General features: G+C 68.6%; 2 protein-coding genes (1 of these 2 running past the window's edge). Both read left to right on the top strand.

The features are described from left to right. On the top strand, window positions 1-5,029 hold the 3' portion of the coding sequence (locus QX128_RS16015; protein WP_316237914.1) for a non-ribosomal peptide synthetase. 1,550 nt of this gene lie to the left of the window's left edge; only the last 5,029 of its 6,579 coding nucleotides appear in the window; the start codon falls outside the window, past its left edge; it ends in the stop codon at window positions 5,027-5,029. Continuing rightward, window positions 5,022-21,422 carry a non-ribosomal peptide synthase/polyketide synthase gene (locus tag QX128_RS16010; RefSeq protein WP_316237913.1) on the top strand — a complete coding sequence of 5,467 codons (16,401 nt, stop codon included), beginning with the start codon at window positions 5,022-5,024 and terminating at the stop codon, window positions 21,420-21,422. The genes QX128_RS16015 and QX128_RS16010 overlap by 8 nt, the downstream gene beginning before the upstream one ends.

The following is a 21,422-nucleotide window of genomic DNA, read 5'->3' as shown; positions in this document are numbered from 1 at the left end:
CCGCCGGCCGTCAGCGGTGGCGCTGGTCCATGACGAGGTCAGACTGACCTATCGGGAGCTCGAGCTGCGCGCCAATCGCCTCGCGCATCACCTCGTCGCGCTGGGCGCCGGTCCGGACCGGCTGATCGCGATCTGCCAGCAGCGCGGCGTCGATACGATCGTCAGCGTGCTCGCGGTCCTCAAAGCCGGCGCCGCCTATCTGCCGCTGGATCCGACCTATCCGCCGCAACGGCTGCGCGAGATCGTGGCCGATGCCCAGCCGATGCTGCTGCTCCGTGACCGCGAGAGCGCCGGTGCGCTCGGCGACGTGGCATGCCCCGTGGTCGATGTGGAAAGCGATGCACCGGCCTGGAGCGGGCTGCCGGACAGCGCGCCGGATGTTGATGCCCGCGGCGTGACGCCGCGCAATCTCGCTTATGTCATCTACACCTCGGGCTCCACCGGGCGGCCGAAGGGGGTGATGATCGAGCACCATGGCCTGGTCAATCTCGCGCAGGCCCAGATCGGGCTGTTCGACACCGGTCCGGACAGCCGGGTCGCGCAGTTCGCCTCCTTCAGTTTCGACGCAAGCGTGTGGGACATCGTCATGGCGCTCTGCGCCGGCGCCGAGCTGCATCTGCTCGGAAGCCGCGAGCATCGCGACGCAGCCGAGCTGTTGAACTATCTCGCCGACCATCGCATCACCCACGCCACCCTGCCGCCCGCGATGCTGCAGGGCCGCTCGGACCTCGCGCGGCTCTCCGGGCTCGAGGTGCTGGTTCTTGCCGGCGAGTTGCCGAAGTCGGAGCTGTTCGAGGTTTTGCCGTCGGAGATTGCGGTCTTCAACGCCTACGGCCCGACGGAAGCGACCGTCTGCGCCACCGCGTGGCGTCGTCCAGCCGGCTTTGCCGGCGGTATCGTCCCGATCGGGCGCCCGATCGCCAATGCGCGCATCTATCTGCTCGACGCCCAGGGCATGCCGGTGCCGCGCGGTGCCGTGGGTGAGATCTGGATCGGCGGGGCAGGGGTTGCGCGCGGCTATCTCAACCGTCCGGATCTGTCGGCGCAGCGCTTTGCTGCCGATCCCTTCGGGCTGTCGGCCGACGCGCGGATGTATCGAACCGGTGACCTCGGCCGCCATCTGGCCGACGGCAATATCGAATTTCTTGGCCGCAACGACCATCAGGTGAAGATCCGCGGCTTCCGTATCGAGCTCGGTGAGATCGAGCATCGGCTGAATGCGCAAGCCGCCGTGCGGGACTCGGCGGTGCTGGCGCGGCGCGATGCGCAGGGCGATCTCAGGCTCGTCGCCTATGTGGTGCCGGCAGACGACACCGATGACGCCGCCGCATGGGCCGCGCAGCTGCGCGGGCAATTGCAGGCGTGCCTGCCGGATTACATGGTTCCCTCGGCGATCGTCCGCCTCGATGCGTTTCCGCTGACACCCAACGGCAAGGTCGATCGGCAGGCGCTGCCGGCGCCGGACGACGAAGCGTTCGGCCGCGGCGCCTATGATCCACCTCGGGGCGAAATCGAACAGGCCCTCGCGGCCATCTGGCGCGAGCTGCTGGGCATCGAGCGCGTCGGCCGCAACGATCATTTCTTCGAGCTCGGCGGCCATTCGCTGCTCGTCGTCCGCATGCTGGACCGGCTGAAGCGCCATGCACTGACGGTCGATGCGCACATGGTGTTCGCCAGGCCGGTGCTGCGCGATCTCGCGGCCAGCCTGCGGCCCGGCGAGGAGATTGCGATCCCCGCCAACCTGATCACGCCGGAGAGCGCGGCCATCACGCCGGACATGCTGCCGCTGATCGCGCTGAGCCAGCCCGAGATCGACCGCGTGGTCGCCCAGGTGCCGGGCGGCGTCGCCAACGTCCAGGACATCTACGCGCTGTCGCCGTTGCAGGAAGGCATCCTGTTCCATCATCTGCTGGCGACCGAGGGCGATCCTTACGTGCTGGTCGCACAGATGGCATTCGCGGGCCGCGATCTGCTGGATCGTTATCTCGCCGCGGTTCAGGACGTGATCGACCGGCACGACGTGCTGCGGACGTCGTTCCTCTGGGATGGGTTGTCGGTTCCGGCGCAGGTGGTCTGGCGCCACGCACCGCTGAGCGTCACCGAAGTCGCGCTCGAAGGTCACGCGCCGGCTCAGGTCGAGCTGGCCCGCCGCTTCGATCCGAGATCCTGTCGGCTCGATCTGATTCAGGCGCCGTTGCTGCGTCTGATCGTCGCCCGTGACGAGGAAAATGATCGCCTGCTGCTGCTGGTCCTGCTGCATCACATGGTCGGCGACCATACCACGCTGCAGGCGTTGCATGAGGAGGTGCAGCTGATTCTGTCGGGGCGCCGCGCTGATCTGCCTCCGCCGATTCCATTCCGCAATCTTGTCGCCGAAACGCGCAAGCCCGCCGGGCAGGATGCGCAGCAGCGTTTCTTCCGCGGCATGCTCGCCGACATCGATGCGCCCACGGCACCGTTCGGATTGATGGAGGTGCGCAGCGACGGCGACGGCGTGCGCGAGGCAAGGCTGCCCCTGCCGGCCGCGCTCGACGCGCGGCTGCGTGCACAGGCGCGGCGCCTTGGCGCGAGCCTCGCCAGCCTCTGTCATGTCGCCTGGGGGCAGGTGCTGGCGCGCAGCAGCGGGCGCGAGCAGGTCGTGTTCGGCACCGTGCTGCTCGGCCGCATGCAGGCCGGTCACGATACCGGCCGCAGCCTGGGCCTGTTCATCAACACGCTGCCGTTGCGGCTCGATCTCGACGGCACGTCGGTGGAAGACAGCGTCGGCGCGGCGCATGCGCGGCTGGCGCAGCTGATGGTGCATGAGCATGCCTCGCTGGCGATGGCGCAGCGCTGCAGCGGCGTCGCGCCGCCGACGCCGCTGTTCTCCGCGATCCTGAACTATCGGCACGGCCGGCGGCAGGATGCGCGGACAAACGCGCGGCTCTTGGATGGGGTCGAATGGCTCGGGGGCGAGGAGCGCACCAACTATCCGCTGATGCTGGCGGTGGACGACGACGGCCACGGGCTCCACCTGACGGTCCAGGCCGTGGCGCCGATTGCGCCCGAGCGCGTCGGCGCGATGATGCAGCAGTCGCTCGACCAGCTGGCGCTGGCACTGGAGACGGCGCCGCACACGCCGGTGCGCCGGATCGACGTCATTCCGGATGATGATCGCGCGCGGCTGCTGCAGGCCTGGAATGCGACGGCGACCAACGCTGCGAATAAGCCCTGCGTGTATCGGCAGTTCGAGGCGCATGCGGCGCGAACACCCGATGCGGTCGCGCTGGTGCATGGACAGGAGACGATCAGCTATGGTGCGCTGAATGCGCGGGCGAACCGGCTGGCGCGGCGGCTGCGGGATCGTGGCGTCGGGCCGGATATGGTGGTCGGGCTGGCGCTGGAACGCGGCGTCACGATGATGGTGGCGCTGCTCGCGGTGCTCAAGGCGGGCGCGGCCTATCTGCCGCTCGATCCGGACTATCCGGCCGAGCGGCTCGCGCACATGCTGAACGATAGCGGTGCCAAGCTGCTGCTGACAGAGGCCACGCTTTACGACCGGTTCGCGCCGGTGCTGGCCCGGAGCGAGGCCGAGGCATGGCTGCTCGAGGTCGCGGCTGGCGATGGCCTTGGCCAGACCGACAATCTTTCCGTCGACGTGCATGCGGAGAGCCTTGCTTACGTCATCTACACCTCCGGCTCGACCGGGCTGCCCAAGGGCGTGATGGTGCGCCACGCCGCGCTGACGAACTTCCTGGCGACGATGGCCGAACAGCCGGGCATCGCGGTCGGCGACCGCGTGCTCGCGCTGACCTCGTTGTCCTTCGACATCGCCGTTCTGGAGCTGTGGTTGCCACTCACCCATGGCGCCCAGGTCGTGCTCGCCGACCGTGCCGCGGCCCATGATCCCGAGGCCCTCAAGGCGATGGTCGCACGGCACGGCGTGACCATGATCCAGGCGACCCCATCGAGCTGGCGCATGCTGCTCGATCACGACGCGGCCAACCCTGATCCATGGCTGCCGAAAGGCTGCCGCGTGCTGAGCGGCGGGGAGGCGTTGGCCTCGGACCTGGCGCGGCGGCTGAACGCAGAGAGCAGCGAGGTCTGGAATCTGTATGGGCCGACCGAGACCACGGTGTGGTCGGCGCGCCACCGCCTCGATGGCGCGAATCCGGTGCCGCTGCTCGGCTGCCCGATCGGCAACACCGCGCTGTACGTGCTCGACGGCGAGCTCAACCTCGCGCCGGTCGGCGTCACCGGCGAGCTCTTCATCGGCGGTGACGGACTCGCGCGCGGCTATTGGAAACGCGCGGCGCTGAGTGCCGAGCGTTTCATTCCGGATCCGTTCGGCGACGACGGCGCGCGACTGTACCGGACGGGTGACCTCGTGCGCTGGCGGGCCGATGGCGAGCTCGACTATGTCGGCCGCGCCGATCATCAGGTGAAGATCCGCGGGCATCGGATCGAGCTGGGCGAGATCGAGGCGCGGCTGCGGGAGCAGCCGGGCGCGCGCGACAGCGTCGTCGTCGCGCAGGAACTCGGCAGCGGCCGTCAGTTGGTCGGCTATGTCAGCGGCGAGGCCTCGCTCGACGGCAGTGGTCTTCGCGCCGCGCTCGCAAACGCGCTGCCGGACTACATGGTGCCTTCGCGCGTGATCGTGCTGCCGGAGCTGCCGCTGACCCCGAACGGCAAGATCGACCGCAAGGCGCTGCCGCGGCCGGATGCGACGCCGCCGGGGGCGCGGCGCGTCGGCCCGCGCAATCCGACCGAGGCGGCGCTCGCGGCGATCTGGGCCGAGCTGCTGCACAGGCCGGACGTCGGCGTCACCGATGATTTCTTCGAGCTCGGCGGCGACTCGCTGGTGGCCGTCCAGCTCGTCGGCCGCATCAAGCGTGATCTCGCGCGGGAGCTGCCGCTGAAGCGGTTGTTCGAACTGACCACGGTCGAGACCATGGCGTCCGCGCTCGCCGCGGACCCGCCGCCGAGGCGCAGCGACGACATCGCCGCCATGTTCGATCTGCTTGAAGAAGTCGAGTTCGCCAATGAATGATCAGTCCGGACGTCAGGCCCAGCAGCTCAGCGAGATCGCGCGCCGGTTGGTGCGTCTCGACGCGCCAAAGCAGCGCGCCTTCCTGACGCAGTTGGCGGCCAAGGGCATCGATCTTTCGATTCTGCCGATCGCCCGGCAGCAGCTGCAGCGCGCGCTGTTGTCGTTCGCGCAGGCCCGCCTCTGGTTCCTGTGGCGGATGGATCCGGACGGCTCCGCCTACAACATGCCGGTCGCGATCCGGCTGCGGGGCCGTCTCGATGCCGCCGCGCTTCAACGGGCGCTCGACGAGCTGGTCATGCGCCATGCCGCGCTCCGCACCACGTTCCGGCAGGACGGCGGCGAGCCGGAGCAGATCGTGGGACCGCCGGCGCCGGTCGCGCTTCGCCGCATCGAGATTGCCGGCGATGATTGCGAGCAGCAGGCGCGCCGGCTGCTGCGTGAGGAAGCGGCGCTGCCGTTCGATCTCGAATCCGGACCGCTGCTGCGCGCGGCGCTGCTGAGGCTCGACGAGCACGACCATGTTCTCTCGGTGACGCTGCACCACATCGTCGCCGATGGCTGGTCGATGCAGGTCCTCACCGACGAGTTCTGGCAGCTCTATCGCGCAGCCGTCCGCGGCGAGACCGCCTCGCTGCCGGCGCTCGAGATCGACTATGCCGACTTTGCCGCCTGGCAGCGGCTGTGGCTCGGCGCCGTGGAGGAGGAGCGGCAGCTCCGCTACTGGACCGGCCGGCTGCAGGACACGGCGATGCTGCAACTGCCGTTCGATCGCCCGCGTTCGGCCCAGACCGATCAATCCGGCGGTGCCATCCGTCTGTCGCTCGGCACCGAGCTTTCCGATCGTCTGCGCGAGCTGGCGCGGCAGCATCACACGACGCTGTTCGTCGCGCTGCTCGCGGCACTGAAACTGGTGCTCTATCGCTACAGCGGGCACCGCGACATCAGCATCGGCGTTCCCCTCGCCAATCGCGATCGGCCGGAAACGCGCCGGCTGATCGGGCTCCTGGTCAACACCCAGGTGCTGCGGACGCGGATCGACAGCCTGGGGACGTTCGCCGACGTCATCGAAACGCTGCGCGCGGCTTCGCTCGAGGCCAGGGATCACCAGGACCTTCCGTTCGAGCGGCTGCTCGACGTGTTGCAGCCGCAGCGCAGCCTGAGCCAGACCCCGCTATTCCAGGTGCTCTACAACCATCAGCATCGGCGCGGGCCGGCGCATGCGCCGGCTGGGTCCGAATTGCAGATCGAGACGATCGCGGCCGAGATCGAGACGGTGAAATTCGACCTCGCGCTCGACAGCGAGGAATTGCCGTCGGGGGACGTCTCGGCGCTGTTTTCCTTTGCCACGGCGCTGTTCGACCGGTCGACCATCGCTCGGCTCGCCGGGCATTGGCTGACGATCCTGCAGGAAATGGTCGCGGATCCCACGCGCCGGATCGCGGCGCTGGAGCTGTTGTCGGACCGGCAGCGCGACGACATCAGGCGCTGGAATGCGTGCGCGCCCGCGCGCGCGATCTTCCAGCCGGTGCATCGGATGTTCGCGCGGCATGCGAAGGACACGCCGGGCGCGACAGCCCTGGTGTTTGGGGCCGAGACGATCAGCTATCAGGCGCTCGATCGCCGCGCCAATGCCATCGCGCAGCATCTGCTGGCGCTCGGCGTGCGACCCGGCGATCTCGTCGGGCTCTCGATGCAGCGCTCGCCCGATCTCGTCGCCGGCTTCGTTGCCGTCCTCAAGGCCGGCGCCGCTTATCTGCCGCTCGACCCCGATCATCCGCCGGCGCGGCTCGCTGCAACCGTTCGGGATGCCGGCGCGCGCGTCGTGCTGGTCGATGTGGCGGGACGATCGCAATGGCCGCCGATGCCGGACATCGCGATTGTCGATCTCGGCGCGATCCCGGTGGCGACGACGGGGATTGATCCGGCGGTCGATGTCCATCCCGCGAGCCTTGCCTACGTGATCTATACGTCCGGCTCCACCGGCGTACCGAAAGGCGTCGCGGTCGCGCATGGACCGTTCGCGATGCATTGCGACGCCACCGCCGGTCTCTACGAGATGGACCGGCAGTCGCGCGAGCTGCACTTCCTCTCCTTCACCTTCGACGGCGCGCACGAGCGGTTGTGGACCGCGCTGAGCTGCGGCGCGGCCTTGGTGATGCGCGACGCCGATCTCTGGTCGGCGGAGAAGACGCTCGACGTGATGCGCGCGGAGCGCGTGACCAATGCCGGCTTTCCGCCGGCCTACCTGCAGCAGCTCGCCGACTTCGCGGCGTGGCGCGGCGATCCGCCGCCCGTGTCGCTGTATTCGTTCGGCGGCGAGGCGATGCCGAAATCGGGCTTCGACAAGGTCAGGCGGGCGCTGCGGCCGCGCAAGCTGATCAACGGCTACGGTCCGACGGAGACGGTCGTCACGCCACTGGTCTGGAAGGTCGACGCCGATGCCGAGATCGACGGCGCCTATGCGCCGATCGGTCGTCCGGTCGGCCGGCGCTCGGCCTATGTTCTCGACGGCGATCTCAACATCGTTCCGGTCGGCGTCACCGGCGAGCTTCATGTCGGCGGCGAGGGGCTCGCGGCCGGCTATTGGAATCGGCCGGCGCTGACGGCGGAGCGCTTCATCCCCGATCCGTTCGGCGTACCGGGCGCGCGGCTGTATCGCACCGGCGATCTGGCGCGCTGGCGTACCGATGGCGTCATCGACTATGTCGGCCGGTCAGACCACCAGCTCAAGATCCGCGGCTTCCGTATCGAGCCGGGTGAAATCGAGGCAAGGCTCACGCGGCAGGCTGGTGTTCAGTCGGCGGTGGTGACGGCACGCGAGATCGGCGGACGCCAGCAGCTCGTCGGCTATGTCTGCGGCGAGGATGGCCTCGACGAGACCGCGCTGCGCACGGCGTTGTCGGAGGAACTGCCGGACTACATGGTTCCCGCCCGCATCGTGCCGATGCCGCGGATGCCGCTCACGGCGCATGGCAAGGTCGATCGCGACGCTCTGCCGGTGCCCGAGCCATCGTCTGTCGAGACAGACTATGTCGCGCCGCAATCGGCCGTGGAGCTGGAGCTCGCGGCGATCTGGGCCGAGCTGCTCGGCCATGCGCGGGTCGGGCTCACCGACAACTTCTTCGAGCTCGGCGGCGATTCCATCATCTCATTGCAGGTGGTCGGGCGGGCGCGGCAGCGCGGCCTGTCGATCGAGCCGCGTGACCTGTTCCGGCATCAGACGCTGCAGGAGCTGGCGCGGGTCGCGCGCCGCGATCAGGCGGTCGTTGCATCTGAGGAGCCGCTTGCGCGCGATGGCGATCCGGTGCCGCTGTTGCCGATCCAGCGCCGCTTCTTTGCCGAGGACGCCGGCGAACGCCATCACTGGAACCAGGCCGTGATGCTCGTACCCTCGGCGCGGCTCGACTGGCGCGTGATGGCGCGCGCGATCGATGCCGTGATGGCGCATCACGATGTCCTGCGGCTGCAATTCGAGCAAAGCGACGGCACGTGGCACGCGAGATACGGCGCGACGCCGGCGAGCGCCGATCTGCTCTGGATCCGTACTGTTCAGGACGCGGCGGAGATCACCTCGGTTGCCGCGGCCGCGCAGGCGAGCCTGTCCCTGCAGGGGCCGTTGCTGCGCTTTGTCGGCATGGACGTCGCGGACGGCAGCCAGCGGCTTCTGATCATCGTGCATCATCTCGTCGTCGACGGCGTGTCCTGGCGCGTCCTGCTCGAGGACATCGCCTCGGCGTCTCGACAGGCGGAGCAGGGCGCGGCCGCGATTGTTTTGCCGCCCAAAAGCCTGTCCGTGGCGTCGTGGGGCAGGAGGCTCGAAGACTACGCGGCGAGCGAGGAGCTGGCCGATCAGCTCGATTATTGGAGACAGCGCTGCGCCGCCGACGACCTGCCGTGCGACGACGATCACGGGGAGACTGATCGCGTTGCCGATGGTGAAGACGTCGTCGTGTCCTTCGATGCCGACATGACGGGGCAACTGCTCAAGCAGGCACCCGCCGCCTACAGGACCCAGGTCAATGATCTGCTGCTGGCGGCGCTGGCCCGCGCGGTCAGCCGCTGGTGCGGACTCGGTGAATGCCTGGTCGAGCTGGAGGGCCACGGCCGCGAGGATCTGTTCGGAGGCATCGACCTGTCGCGCACGGTCGGCTGGTTCACGACAGCATTTCCGGTTCGGCTCTCCGCCGGCGCGAGCGACGACGCCACCCTCATCAAGTCGATCAAGGAGGAGTTGCGGGCCATCCCGGCGCGCGGGCTCGGCTACGGCGTGCTGCGCTATTGCGGCAGCCCCGAGCAGCGCGCCGCCCTGGCGGATGGAGCCGAACCGCGGATCGTCTTCAACTATCTCGGCCAGTTCGGCGCCGGCTCCGACCTTGCCTTCGCGCTCGCGCCGGAAGGCGCGGGGCCGTCGCGCAGCGCCAGCGCGCCGCTCGGCCGCTGGCTCAGCATCAACGGTCAGGTGCTCGATGGCCGGCTGAAGCTGACAGTCAGCTTCGGTCGCCGCCGTTATCGCCGCGCGACGATCGAGCGGCTGGCCGCGTGCTATTCCAAGGCGTTGCGCGAGCTGGTCGCGCATTGCACCAGCGGCGTACACGGCCTCACGCCGTCCGACGTTCCGCTGTCGCGCCTCGGCCAGCCGGAGCTCGATTTGCTCGGCGCGACGTGTGATTGGCGCGATGTCGAGGATATCTATCCGCTGTCGCCGATGCAGCAGGGCATGCTGTTCCACACGCTGCGCGACGGCGACAGCGGCAACTATGTCAGCCAGATCGCCGTCGACGTCGAAGGCGCGGACGCGGCGCGCCTGCGCGCGGCGTGGCAGGCGGTGACGGCACGACACGCGGTGCTGCGGACCGCGTTCGTGTGGAGGGAATTATCGAGCGCGCCGCAGCAGGTCGTCCATCGGCAGGTTCCTGTTCCCTTCGTCGAGGAGGATTGGCGCGACCGTGCGGACTCGATGGATCGAGCCACGCGTGACGCGGCGCTGGCCGAGGTGGCGGCGGCCGAATGGCGCGCCGGCTTCGACCTGTCACGGCCGCCGCTGCAGCGGGTCCGTCTCATCGATCTCGGCGGCGGCGTTTGCCGCCTGATCTGGACCCATCATCACATCCTGCTCGACGGCTGGAGCGCGGCGAGGCTGATCGGGGAGATCATGCAGCATGTCGGCGGCGCGTCGCTGGGCGCACCGCGCGGCCGCTATCGCGATTACATTGCCTGGCTGGAACGACAGGATCGCGAGGCGTCGATTGCGTTCTGGTCGCGCTCGCTCTCGACGCTCGGCGAGCCGAGCCTGCTGGCCGATGCGCTTGGCGGGCCGGCCGCACCAGCCGAAGGCCATGCTTCGATCGACCTCGTCATCGATGCAGCGAAAACCGAGCGGCTGCAGCTCGTGGCACGGCGCGAGCGGGTGACCTTGAACACGCTGCTGCAGGGGGCCTGGGGCCAGCTGCTGCGGCGCTTGACCGGGCAGGATGTCGTCTGCTTCGGCGCCACGATTTCCGGCCGGCCGCCCGAGATCGCGGGCGTGGAGGAGACGGTCGGCCTGTTCATCAACACCGTGCCTGTGCTCGAGGACGCGCGACCGCAAACGCTGGTGGGCGACTGGCTGCGCAGCCTGCAGGACCGCAACGTCGACCTGCGCGAGCACGGCTGGATGCCGTTGCACGAGATCCAGCGTCTTGCCGGCCGGGCCAGCCGGCCGCTGTTCGACTCCATCTTCGTGTTCGAGAACTATCCGGTCGACGCGGCGCTACGCGATCAGGCCGGCGAGGGGCCGCGCGCCAGCCGCGCCGAGCAGATCTCGATCACCAACTATGCGCTGACGGTCGCGGTGTTCGCGACCGACGCCGGCATCCGGCTCGGATTCCGTTACGATCGCAGCCGGTTCGACCGGCCGCAGATCGAGCGGATGCAGGCGGCGTTCGCCTGTCTGCTCGCGCGCATCGCCGACGACAGCAGCCGCCCGGTCGCGGAGCTGCATGGCCTCGACGCCGACGCTTTGCAACGGGTGCTCCGCTGGAGCTCGGGACGCGCCGCGCCGACGGCGAAAGACGGCTTCGTCGACGTCATGACGCAGATCGAACAGCAGGTCGCACGGTCGCCCGCGGCCGTCGCCCTGATCTCTGATCAGGAGGGGATCAGCTACGCCGAACTGAACGCGCGGGCCAACCGACTGGCGCGACAGATCAGGCAGGCCGGCGTCGCTCTTGATGCTCCCGTCGCCCTCGCATTCGAGCGTAGCGCCGATCTGGTCGTGGCCGTGCTGGCGGTGCTGAAGGCGGGGGCCGGCTACCTGCCGCTCGATCCGGATTATCCGAGCGGGCGGCTCGCCGCGATGCTGGGCGACAGCGGCGCGCGACTGGTGCTGACGCAGCCGCAGTTGCGCGATCGGCTGATGGAGATCATGGCAGGGGCGGGCGCCGAGCTGATGGCCGTCGACGACAGCCGCGCTTCGCACGGGATCGATGCCGGCAGTTCGGATCTCCGCAGTCCGATCCACGCCGAGAGCCTCGCTTACGTGATCTACACGTCCGGCTCGACCGGCATGCCGAAGGGCGTGGCCTGCACGCGTGGCGCGCTGGCGGCACGGCTGGCCTGGATGCAGCGGGAGTATGGGCTCGATCCCGGCGAAACGCTGTTGCAGAAGACGCCGTTCAGCTTCGACGTCGCGGTGTGGGAAATTCTGTGGCCGCTGACCGTCGGTGCACGGCTTGCGATCGCGGCGCCGGGCGCCCATCGCGAGCCGAAGCGGCTGATCGATGCGGTCACCGCGCACGGCGTCACGACGCTGCATTTCGTGCCCCAGATGCTCGCGCAATTCGTGGCCGAGCCCGAGGCGCGCCGATGCGTGAGCCTGAAACGCCTGTTCTCTGGCGGCGAGGCTCTGCCGGTCCAGCTGAGGGACCAAGTCTACGCGGTATTTCCAGCGATCCGGTTCGACAACCGCTATGGACCGACCGAAGCGCTCATCAATGCCAGCTTCTGGAGCTGCCGCGAGGCGAGCGGGCCACGCGTGCCGATCGGCGTGCCGATCCCGGGCACGATCCTGCGCATTCTCGATGCCGACCTCAATCCGGTGGCCGAGGGTACGACGGGCGAGCTCCATATCGGCGGCGACGGGCTGGCGCGCGGCTATCTCGGTCGCGCGGCGCTGACGGCCGAGCGCTTCATTCCCGATCCGTTCGGACCTCCCGGCGCGCGGCTGTACCGGAGCGGCGATCTGGCGCGCTGGCGCAGCGACGGCGCCATCGACTATGTCGGCCGCACCGATCATCAGGTGAAGGTTCGCGGCTTCCGCATCGAGCTCGGCGAGATCGAGGCGCGGCTTCGGCAGCAGCCATCGGTCACTGCGGCCGTCGTCATCGCCAGGGAATTCGGGGCAGGCCGCCAACTGATCGGCTATGTCTGCGGTGACGGCACGCTCGATGCTGCGGTGCTGCGCGACGCCTTGTCCGCGACGCTGCCGGACTACATGGTGCCGGCGTGGATCGTGGTGCTCGATCGTCTGCCGCTGATGGTGAATGGCAAGGTCGATCGCAATGCGCTGCCAGCGCCGGAGGCGCCCGCATCAGTCACGCGGATTGCGCCGCGGACGGCGGCCGAGGCTGCGCTGGCGGCCATCTGGGCCGAGTTACTGCATCAGCCCGATGTCGGCATGACCGACAATTTCTTCGAGCTCGGCGGCGATTCCATCATCTCGCTGCAGATGGTCAGTCGCGCGCGGCGAGCCGGCCTTCTGATCGAGCCGCGCGACGTCTTCAAGCATCAGACACTGGAAGCCCTGGCGCGCGACGCGCGGCAGATCGCTCGGCTGGAGACGACGGCGGAGCAGGGCCTCGTCTCCGGGCCACTGCCGTTGTTGCCGATTCAGCTCCGCTTCTTCGAGCAGGAGCTGGACGCGCCCGATCACTGGAACCAGGCCTTGCTGCTGCGGCCGCAGCAGCGGCTCGACTGGGACGTGCTGCGGCGCGCGGCGGTGGCCGTCGTCACCCATCATGATGCGCTGAGGCTGCGCTTCCAACGCATCGACGGCACCTGGCGCGCCGAGCACGCGTCGGCGCCGGCCGCCTCCGGTCTGTTCCGATCGTGCGAGCTGGCCGACGGCGAGGCGGTCACCGCGCTGGCCGCTGAGGTCCAGGCGAGCCTCTCGCTCGCGCAGGGTCGTCTGGTGCAGATGGTCGGCATCGATCTGCCGGACGGCGGGCAGCGCCTCCTGATCGTAATCCATCACCTCGTGATCGACGGCGTGTCGTGGCGTGTGCTGCTGGAGGATCTCGCGGCGGCCTATGCGCAGCTCATGCGTGGGCAGGAGGCGACGCTGCCGCCCAAGACGCACGCCTATGCCCAATGGGGCGCAGCACTGCACGCGCATGCGGCCTCGGATGTGCTGTCGGACGAGCTCGATCATTGGTCCGGTCTCCGGCAGACGGATGACCTGCCGTGCGATGTCGATCATGCGGATCGGGATACGAGCGCCGACGCTGACGACGTGCTGCTCGCGATCGACGCGGAGCTGACCGCGCGCCTGCTGGGCGCGGCGCACGGCGCGTACCGAACCCAGGTCAATGATCTGCTGCTGTCGGCGCTGGCGCGTGCGTTGTGGCAGTGGTCGGGCCGTGAGATCATGGCGATCGAGCTCGAAGGCCACGGCCGCGAGGATCTCGGCGGCGGGCTCGATCTGTCGCGAACCATCGGCTGGTTCACGACCGCGTTTCCGGTGCAATTGACGGCTGGATCGCGGCCGCCCGCCGAGCTGATCAAGGCGACCAAGGAGATGCTGCGGTCCGTCCCCAACCGGGGGCTTGACTACGGCGTGCTGTGCTACCTGGGGTCTGATGCCCAGCGTGCGGCGCTGAGGACGGGCGTGCAGCCGCGCATCGGGTTCAACTATCTCGGTCAGGTCGATGGCAGCGCGGACGAGACGGCGCTGTTCTCGATCGCGCCCGAGAGCGCAGGACCTTCACGTGCAGCATCGAGCCCGCTGCGCCACCATATCGCGATCAATGCGAGGGTGCTCGACGGCCGTCTGCAGTTGTCGTTCGGCTTCAGCAGGAAGCGCTATCGACGCGAGACCGTGACCCGCGTCGCCGGTTGTTTCGAGGAAGCGCTTCGTGAGCTGGTCGATCATTGCACGAGCGGCGTCCATGGCGTGACGCCGTCCGATGTGCCGCTGTCGAAGCTGAGCCAGGCCGAGCTCGATGCGCTGGCGCTGGATTGGCACGAGATCGAGGACATCTATCCGCTGTCGCCGATGCAGCAGGGCATGTTGTTTCATGCGCTGCACGACGACGGCGCCGGGGTCTACGTCAACCAGGTTGCAGCCGAGATCCGCGGCCTCGACGCCGGCAAGCTGCAAGCCGCTTGGCAGGCGGTCAGCCATCGCCATGCCGTGCTTCGCACCGGTTTCCTGTGGCGTGAATTGTCCGGACCGCCGCAGCAAATCGTTTATCGCAATGCCGACGTTGCCTTCGTCGCGGAGGATTGGCGGGAACGTGCGGCGGGACTTACTCCGTCGGCGCTGGAGGTTGAGCTCATGGCAGTTGCAGATCGCGAGCGCGCCGACGGCTTCGATCTCTCGCGGCCGCCGCTGCAGCGCGTGCGGCTGGTCCGGATCGCCGATGACCGGCACTGGTTGATCTGGACCCATCATCACATTCTGATAGACGGCTGGAGCTCGGCCCGCTTCATTGCCGAGGTGATGCAGCAAGAGGGGCAGGGGGCGCTGCAAGGACCGCCGCCGCGCTTCCGCGACTACATCGGATGGCTGCAGGCGCAGGACCACGGTGCGGCGGCCGAGTTCTGGCGAGCGGCGTTGGCCGGGCTCGACGAGCCGAGCCTGCTGTCGCAGCCTGCGGCCGGCGCTCGCGTCGGCCATGGCTCGCTCGCCATGATGGTGGACGCCGATCTCAGCGAGCGGCTGCAACGCTTCGCGACCCGCGAACGGGTCACGCTGAACACGGTGGTGCAGGCGGCATGGGCGCATTTGCTCCGTCGGTTCACCGGCCAGCCTACAGTCTGCTTCGGCGTGACGGTATCGGACCGGCCCGCCGAGCTCGCCGGCGCCGAAGAGATGGTCGGCCTCTTCATCAACACCTTGCCGGTGGTCGATACCAAGGATCCGGAGCAGCGCGTCGGCGCGTGGCTGCGGGACTTGCAGGATCGCAATCTCGGCCTGCGGGATCACGGCTGGATGCCGCTGGCCGACATCCAGCGGATCGCGGGCAGGAGCGGGCGTCCGCTGTTCGACAGCATCCTCGTGTTCGAGAACTATCCGGTGGACGCGGCCTTGAAGACCCGAGATGGCCGTCTGAGCGTCAGCCGGACGAGGATCCTCGAAACCAGCAACTACCCGCTGTTCGTGAGTGTCGGTCTCGAAAGCGAGCTACGGCTGGTGTTCAATTTCCAGCAGCAACATTTCGACGACGTCCAGATCCGTCGGCTGCAGATGGCGTTCGTGCAACTGCTCGCGGCCATCGCTCGCGATGCGGAGCAGGCGGTCGGCTGCATTGCGGCCGATGATCCCGCGGATATCGCGCTGCTGGCACGGGTGAACGCGACAGCGGCCGCCGTGATATCGCCCGGAGTCGTCGCTCAATTCGAGGCGCAGGCGGGGCGCGCGCCCGATGCGATCGCGCTCGTGCACAATGAGGAGACGCTCAGCTACGCCGCGCTGAACGCGCGCTCGAACCGGCTGGGCCAAAGGCTCAGGGAGGGCGGCGTCGGTCCCGATGTCGTGGTAGGGCTGGCGCTGGAGCGCGGTGTCACGATGATGGTGGCGCTGCTCGCGGTGCTCAAGGCGGGCGGGGCCTATCTGCCGCTCGATCCGGACTACCCGGCTGAGCGTCTCGCGCACATGCTGGCCGACAGCGGCGCCAAGCTGCTGCTGACGCAGGCGGCGCTCCACGACCGGCTCGCGCCGGTGCTGGCGGACGGCCACGCCGAGGTCTGGCTGCTGGACGAGGCGCCTGGAGAGGAAGTTGCCGACGTCGGCAATCTCGATGTCGCCGTCCATCCTGAAAACCTGGCTTACGTCATCTACACCTCGGGCTCGACCGGCCTGCCCAAGGGGGTGATGGTGCGCCATGGCGCGGTGACGAATTTCCTGGCGACCATGGCTGAGCAGCCGGGCATTGCGCGCGATGACCGCGTGCTCGGTTTGACCTCGCTGTCGTTCGACATCGCGATGCTCGAACTCTGGTTGCCGCTGACTCATGGCGCGCAGATCGTGCTGGCGGACCGCGCCTCGGCCCATGATCCGGCGGCGTTGAAAGCGATCGTGGGCCGTCATGGCGCGACCATGATCCAGGCCACGCCGTCGAGCTGGCGCATGCTGCTCGACCATGACGACGGCGCGCGTGGATGGCTGCCTCAAGGCTGCCGCCTGCTGAGCGGCGGCGAGGCGCTGGCGCCCGATCTGGCGCTCCGGCTGCTCGCGCTCGGCGGCGAGGTCTGGAACCTGTTCGGGCCGACTGAAACCACAGTGTGGTCGGCGCGTCATCGGCTCGATGTGCGCGATCCCGCACCCGTCCTCGGCGGCCCGATCGGCAGCACCACGCTGCACGTGCTCGACGGCGATCTCAACCGCGCCCCTGTCGGCGTGACAGGCGAGCTCTTCATCGGCGGCGAAGGCCTGGCCCGCGGCTATTGGCGCCGGGCGGCGCTCAGCGCCGAGCGCTTCGTTCCCGATCCATTCGGCGATCGCGGTGCGCGGCTGTACCGGACCGGCGATCTGGCGCGGTGGCGCGCCGATGGACTGCTCGACTATGTCGGCCGTGCCGACCATCAGGTGAAGATTCGCGGCCACCGCATCGAGCTCGGCGAGATCGAGGCGCGGTTGCGCACGCAGCCCGGCGTCCGCGACAGCGTCGTGGTGGCGCAAGAGCTCGGCGGCGGGCGGCAGCTCGTCGGCTATGTCAGCGGCGACGATGGGCTCGACGGAGCTGAGCTGCGCGCGACGCTCGCGTCGGCGCTGCCGGACTACATGGTGCCGTCGCGCGTCATGGTGCTGCCGCTTCTGCCGCTGACGCCGAACGGCAAGATCGATCGCAAGGCCTTGCCATTGCCCGACACCCGGCCCGCACAGGGACAGCGCATCTCGCCACGTAGTCCCGCCGAGGCCACGCTCGCCGCGATCTGGGCCGAACTGCTCCACCAGCCGGACGTCGGCGTCACCGACAATTTCTTCGAGCTCGGCGGCGACTCGATCATCTCGCTGCAGATGGTCGGTCGCGCACGCCGCGTCGGTCTCGAACTGGACCCGAGAGACGTTTTCCGGCTGCAGACGATCGAGCTGCTCGCGCCGGCCTGCCGAGTGGCGCGGAAAGATCAGCCCGCGATTGCGCTCGCGCGCGGCGCATTGTCTGGGCTGACGAGCGACGAGCTCGCTCGGCTCGGGGTCGACTGGGACCGCATCGAGGACGTCTACCCGCTCTCGCCGATGCAGCAGGGCATGCTGTTCCACAGCCTGCGCGATGCCGGCAGCGGTGTCTACGTCAACCAGATCAGCGTCGAGATCCGCGGGCTGGACGTCGAGCGGCTGCGCAGCGCGTGGCAAGAGGTCTCTGACTCTCATCCGATGCTGCGCACGGGTTTTCTCTGGCGCGAGCTGTCCGGTGCACCGCTGCAGGCCGTCCATCGTGCCGCGAACGCGCCGTTCGTGATGGAGGACTGGCGCGGGCAGGTCGTCGATGAAGCGCGGCTGTCGTCGGCCCTGGCCGCGGAGCGTAACGTCGAGTTCGATCTCGCGGTGCCGCCGCTGCAGCGTGTCCGGCTGCTGCAGCTCGACCACGAGCGCCATCGCCTGATCTGGACCTACCATCACATCCTGATGGATGGCTGGAGTTCGTCCCGCTTCATCGGCGAAATCCTGCAGCGCTATGCCGGGCGGCCGCTCGCGGCTCGTTCAGCGCATTATCGCGACTATGTCGCCTGGCTGCTGGCCCAGGACGCGCAGGCCGCCGAGCGCTTCTGGCGGGGGCAACTCACGGCCTTCGATCAGCCGACGCAACTGGCCGATGCCTTCGGAGCACGGCGCCACGATGCGCACGGGCACCAGCGCTGCTACACGCGGCTCGACGAAGACGCGACCGCGGCCTTGAAGGCGTTTGCTCGGCGCGAGCGCATCACCCTGAACACGCTCATCCAGGGCGTCTGGGCGCTGCTGCTGCAACGCTACACCGGCCAGCAGACCGTCACCTTCGGTGTCACCGTCGCCGGCCGTCCGGCTGGTCTCGACGGGGCCGAGCAGATGATCGGCCTGTTCATCAATACGCTGCCGGTGATCGAGACGCCGTCGCCGGCCACCACGATCGGCGACTGGCTGCGTGCCATGCAGGACCGTAACGCGGCGATGCGCAATTTCGAGCAGACGCCGCTCTACGACATCCAGAGCTGGGCCGGCCGTGCTGGCGAGAGCATGTTCGACAGTATCATCGTGTTCGAGAACTATCCCGTCGACCGGGGCCTGCTGCAGGGCGACGGCTCGCTTCAATTCGGCGAGCTGCGCAATGTCGACGTCACCAACTATCCGATGGACCTGTCCATCATGGTCGAGGATACGCTGCAGGTCGAGTTCACCTATATGCCGAGCCACTTCACGCCGGATCAGGCGGAGCAGGTGAGGGCGCAATTCGAACATCTGCTCGCGGCTATCATGCGAAGTCCGGAAGCCGCGCTCGGCGCAATCGATGCGGCTACCGCTCTGGATGTCCAGCGCGCTGACGCCTGCAATGGCCGGGCGGCGTCTTCCGCGACGCGTCCGCTCGTGCACGAGATGATCAGCGGTCATGCCCAGCGTGACCCGGAACGTGTCGCCCTCACGATCGGCGGCAGGAACGTGTCCTACGGTGAGCTCGATCGTCGTGCCAACCGGCTCGCGCTCCGCCTCGTCGGCGCCGGGCTCCAGCCAGACCAGCGCGTCGGCGTCGTCGTCGCGCGCAACGAAGTGACGATGGCCGCGCTGCTCGCCGTGCTGAAGGCCGGCGGAGCCTATGTGCCGCTCGATCCCGAGCTGCCGCCGAACCGCATCGCCCATCTGATGCGCGATTCCGGGATGAGCATGCTGCTGTCCGGCGCGCATGAGATCGCCGCCACCGAAGGCCTCCAGGCCGTCGATCTGGCCTCGTTCGATTTCGACAGCGGTCCGCACCATGCGCCGGATCCGGGCCTGCATCCGGAGAATCTGGCTTATGTGATCTACACGTCCGGCTCGACCGGGCGGCCGAAAGGCGTCGCGGTCGCGCATGGACCGCTGGCGATGCATTGCCGGGCGACCGCTGCGCTCTACGAGCTCGACGAGCACGCAACCGAGCTGCATTTCCTGTCGCTGGCCTTCGACGGCGCGCATGAACGGTGGCTCACGGTGCTGTCGCAGGGCGCACGGCTGGTCATGCGCGATGCGGAGCTGTGGACGCCGGAGCAGACGGTCGCCGAGCTTCATGCGCAGCGCGTGACGCATATCGGCCTGCCGCCGGCCTACCTGCAGCAGGTCGCCGAATGGGTGGAGCAGACCGGAAATCCGCCGCCGGTGCGGTTGTATTCGTTCGGTGGCGAGGCCATGCCGAAGACCGGCTTCGACAAGGTGAGGCGGGCGCTGAAGCCGCGGATCCTGATCAACGGCTATGGTCCGACCGAGACCGTCGTAACACCGCTGGTGTGGAAGGTCGATGGCAACACGGCATGCGACAAGGCCTATGCGCCGATCGGCATTCCTGTCGGGCGCCGCACCGCCTACATCCTCGATGGCGCGCTGAATCTCGTTCCGGCAGGCGCAGCCGGCGAGCTCTATGTCGGCGGTTTCGGGCTGGCGCGCGGCTACCTCGCCAAGCCAGGCATGACGGCGGAACGCTTCGTGCCGGATCCATTTTCGACGGAGGAGGGCGCACGTCTCTACCGCACCGGCGACCTTGCGCGCTGGGATGCGAGCGGCACGATCGAGTATCTCGGGCGCAGCGACGATCAGGTCAAGGTCAGCGGCTTCCGGATCGAGCTTGGCGAAATCCAATCGACCCTGCTGAGCGACCCCGCAGTCGCACAGGCTACCGTGCTCGTGGTGGCGGGTGCGGGAGGAAATCAGCTCGTGGCCTATGTGGCGCCACGGGCGCCGGGTGACGCCGCCGCTGCTCCGGCCGAGCGGCTGTCTGCAACGCTGATTGCCGCACTGCGCCGGACTTTGCCGGCCTACATGGTTCCGGCCCGCATCATCGTGCTCGAGCGTCTGCCCGCGCTGTCTAGCGGCAAGGTCGATCGCAAGGCGTTGCCCGCGCCCGGTATTGCAGCCGGACGCGCGTTCATCGCGCCGGGAAATCCGGCCGAGGCCGCGATGGCAAAGCTGTGGGCGGAGGTTCTCGGCGTCGCGCAAGTCGGCGTCACCGACAACTTCTTCGAGCTCGGCGGCAACTCGATTCTCAGCCTCAAGGTGATCGCGCGGCTTCGCCGCGACCCGGTCCTCGATGGCGAGATCAAGCTGCGGGATCTCTTGCAGAAGCCGACCATTCGCGCCTTGCTCGGCTCGCCCGCAGCATCATCCACGCGGCCGTCGGCGCTGCTGCCCCTGAGTTCGCCGGTCGATGGCGCGGCGCCGGTGTTCTGCCTTCACGGCGGCTTCGGCACCGTGTTCGACTATGCGCCGCTGGCGCGCCGTCTGGAGGGAGAACGGCAACTGATCGGACTGCAGTGCCGGACGCTGATCGAGCCGTCCTTCATCGATCGCTCGCTGTCGGCGATGGCCGTGGACTATGCCGATGAGATCGTACAGACGCAGAGCGAGGGGCCCTATCATCTGATCGGCTGGTCGCTCGGCGGGCTGCTCGCGGGCCTGGTCGCCGTCGAATTGGAACGGCGCGGCGCGCGGGTCGAGCGCCTGGCGCTGATCGACAGCTTCGTTCCGCATGGCGGCCAGCAGCCGACGCTGCATTGGACTGACGACTTGCTCGCGCTGCTCTCGGTCACGGCGCCGGGCGTGCAGTTGTCAACGATCACGTCGCAGGTGGCGGCGATCCGTTCCGCCGATGCGCCCGCGACGGACGAGGTGATCCGGGGCCTCGTCGCCGATGCGATCGGCACGGCGCCGCTACAGCCGCGCGACGGCCTTCTCGGCATCGACGACATCGTCGCGGCTTTCAGGGTCGGACGCCATCTCGCGCAACTGGCGCAAACGGCCGAATGGCCGACTGATCTCGCTGTCGCGCCCGGCTGCTGGTGGACCTCGGGCCGGCTTCGACAGCGCGATCGGCTCGCGGCGCGGCTGCCGCAGGCGGCAGACCTCGGCGTGATCGGCGACGATCACTTCTCGATCCTGAGCAACGAATCCTTCCTGACGGCGCTCGGCGCGTGGCTGGAGCCGGACCAGGCGGCGCAGACATCGCCGGGTCTGCAGCCCGAACCGGCTGAATGA

This window comes from Bradyrhizobium sp. SZCCHNR1015 (assembly GCF_032489875.1).
Lineage (GTDB): Bacteria > Pseudomonadota > Alphaproteobacteria > Rhizobiales > Xanthobacteraceae > Bradyrhizobium.
Note: the sequence above shows the minus strand (reverse complement) of the source record. Positions and strands in the feature narration are given on the sequence as shown.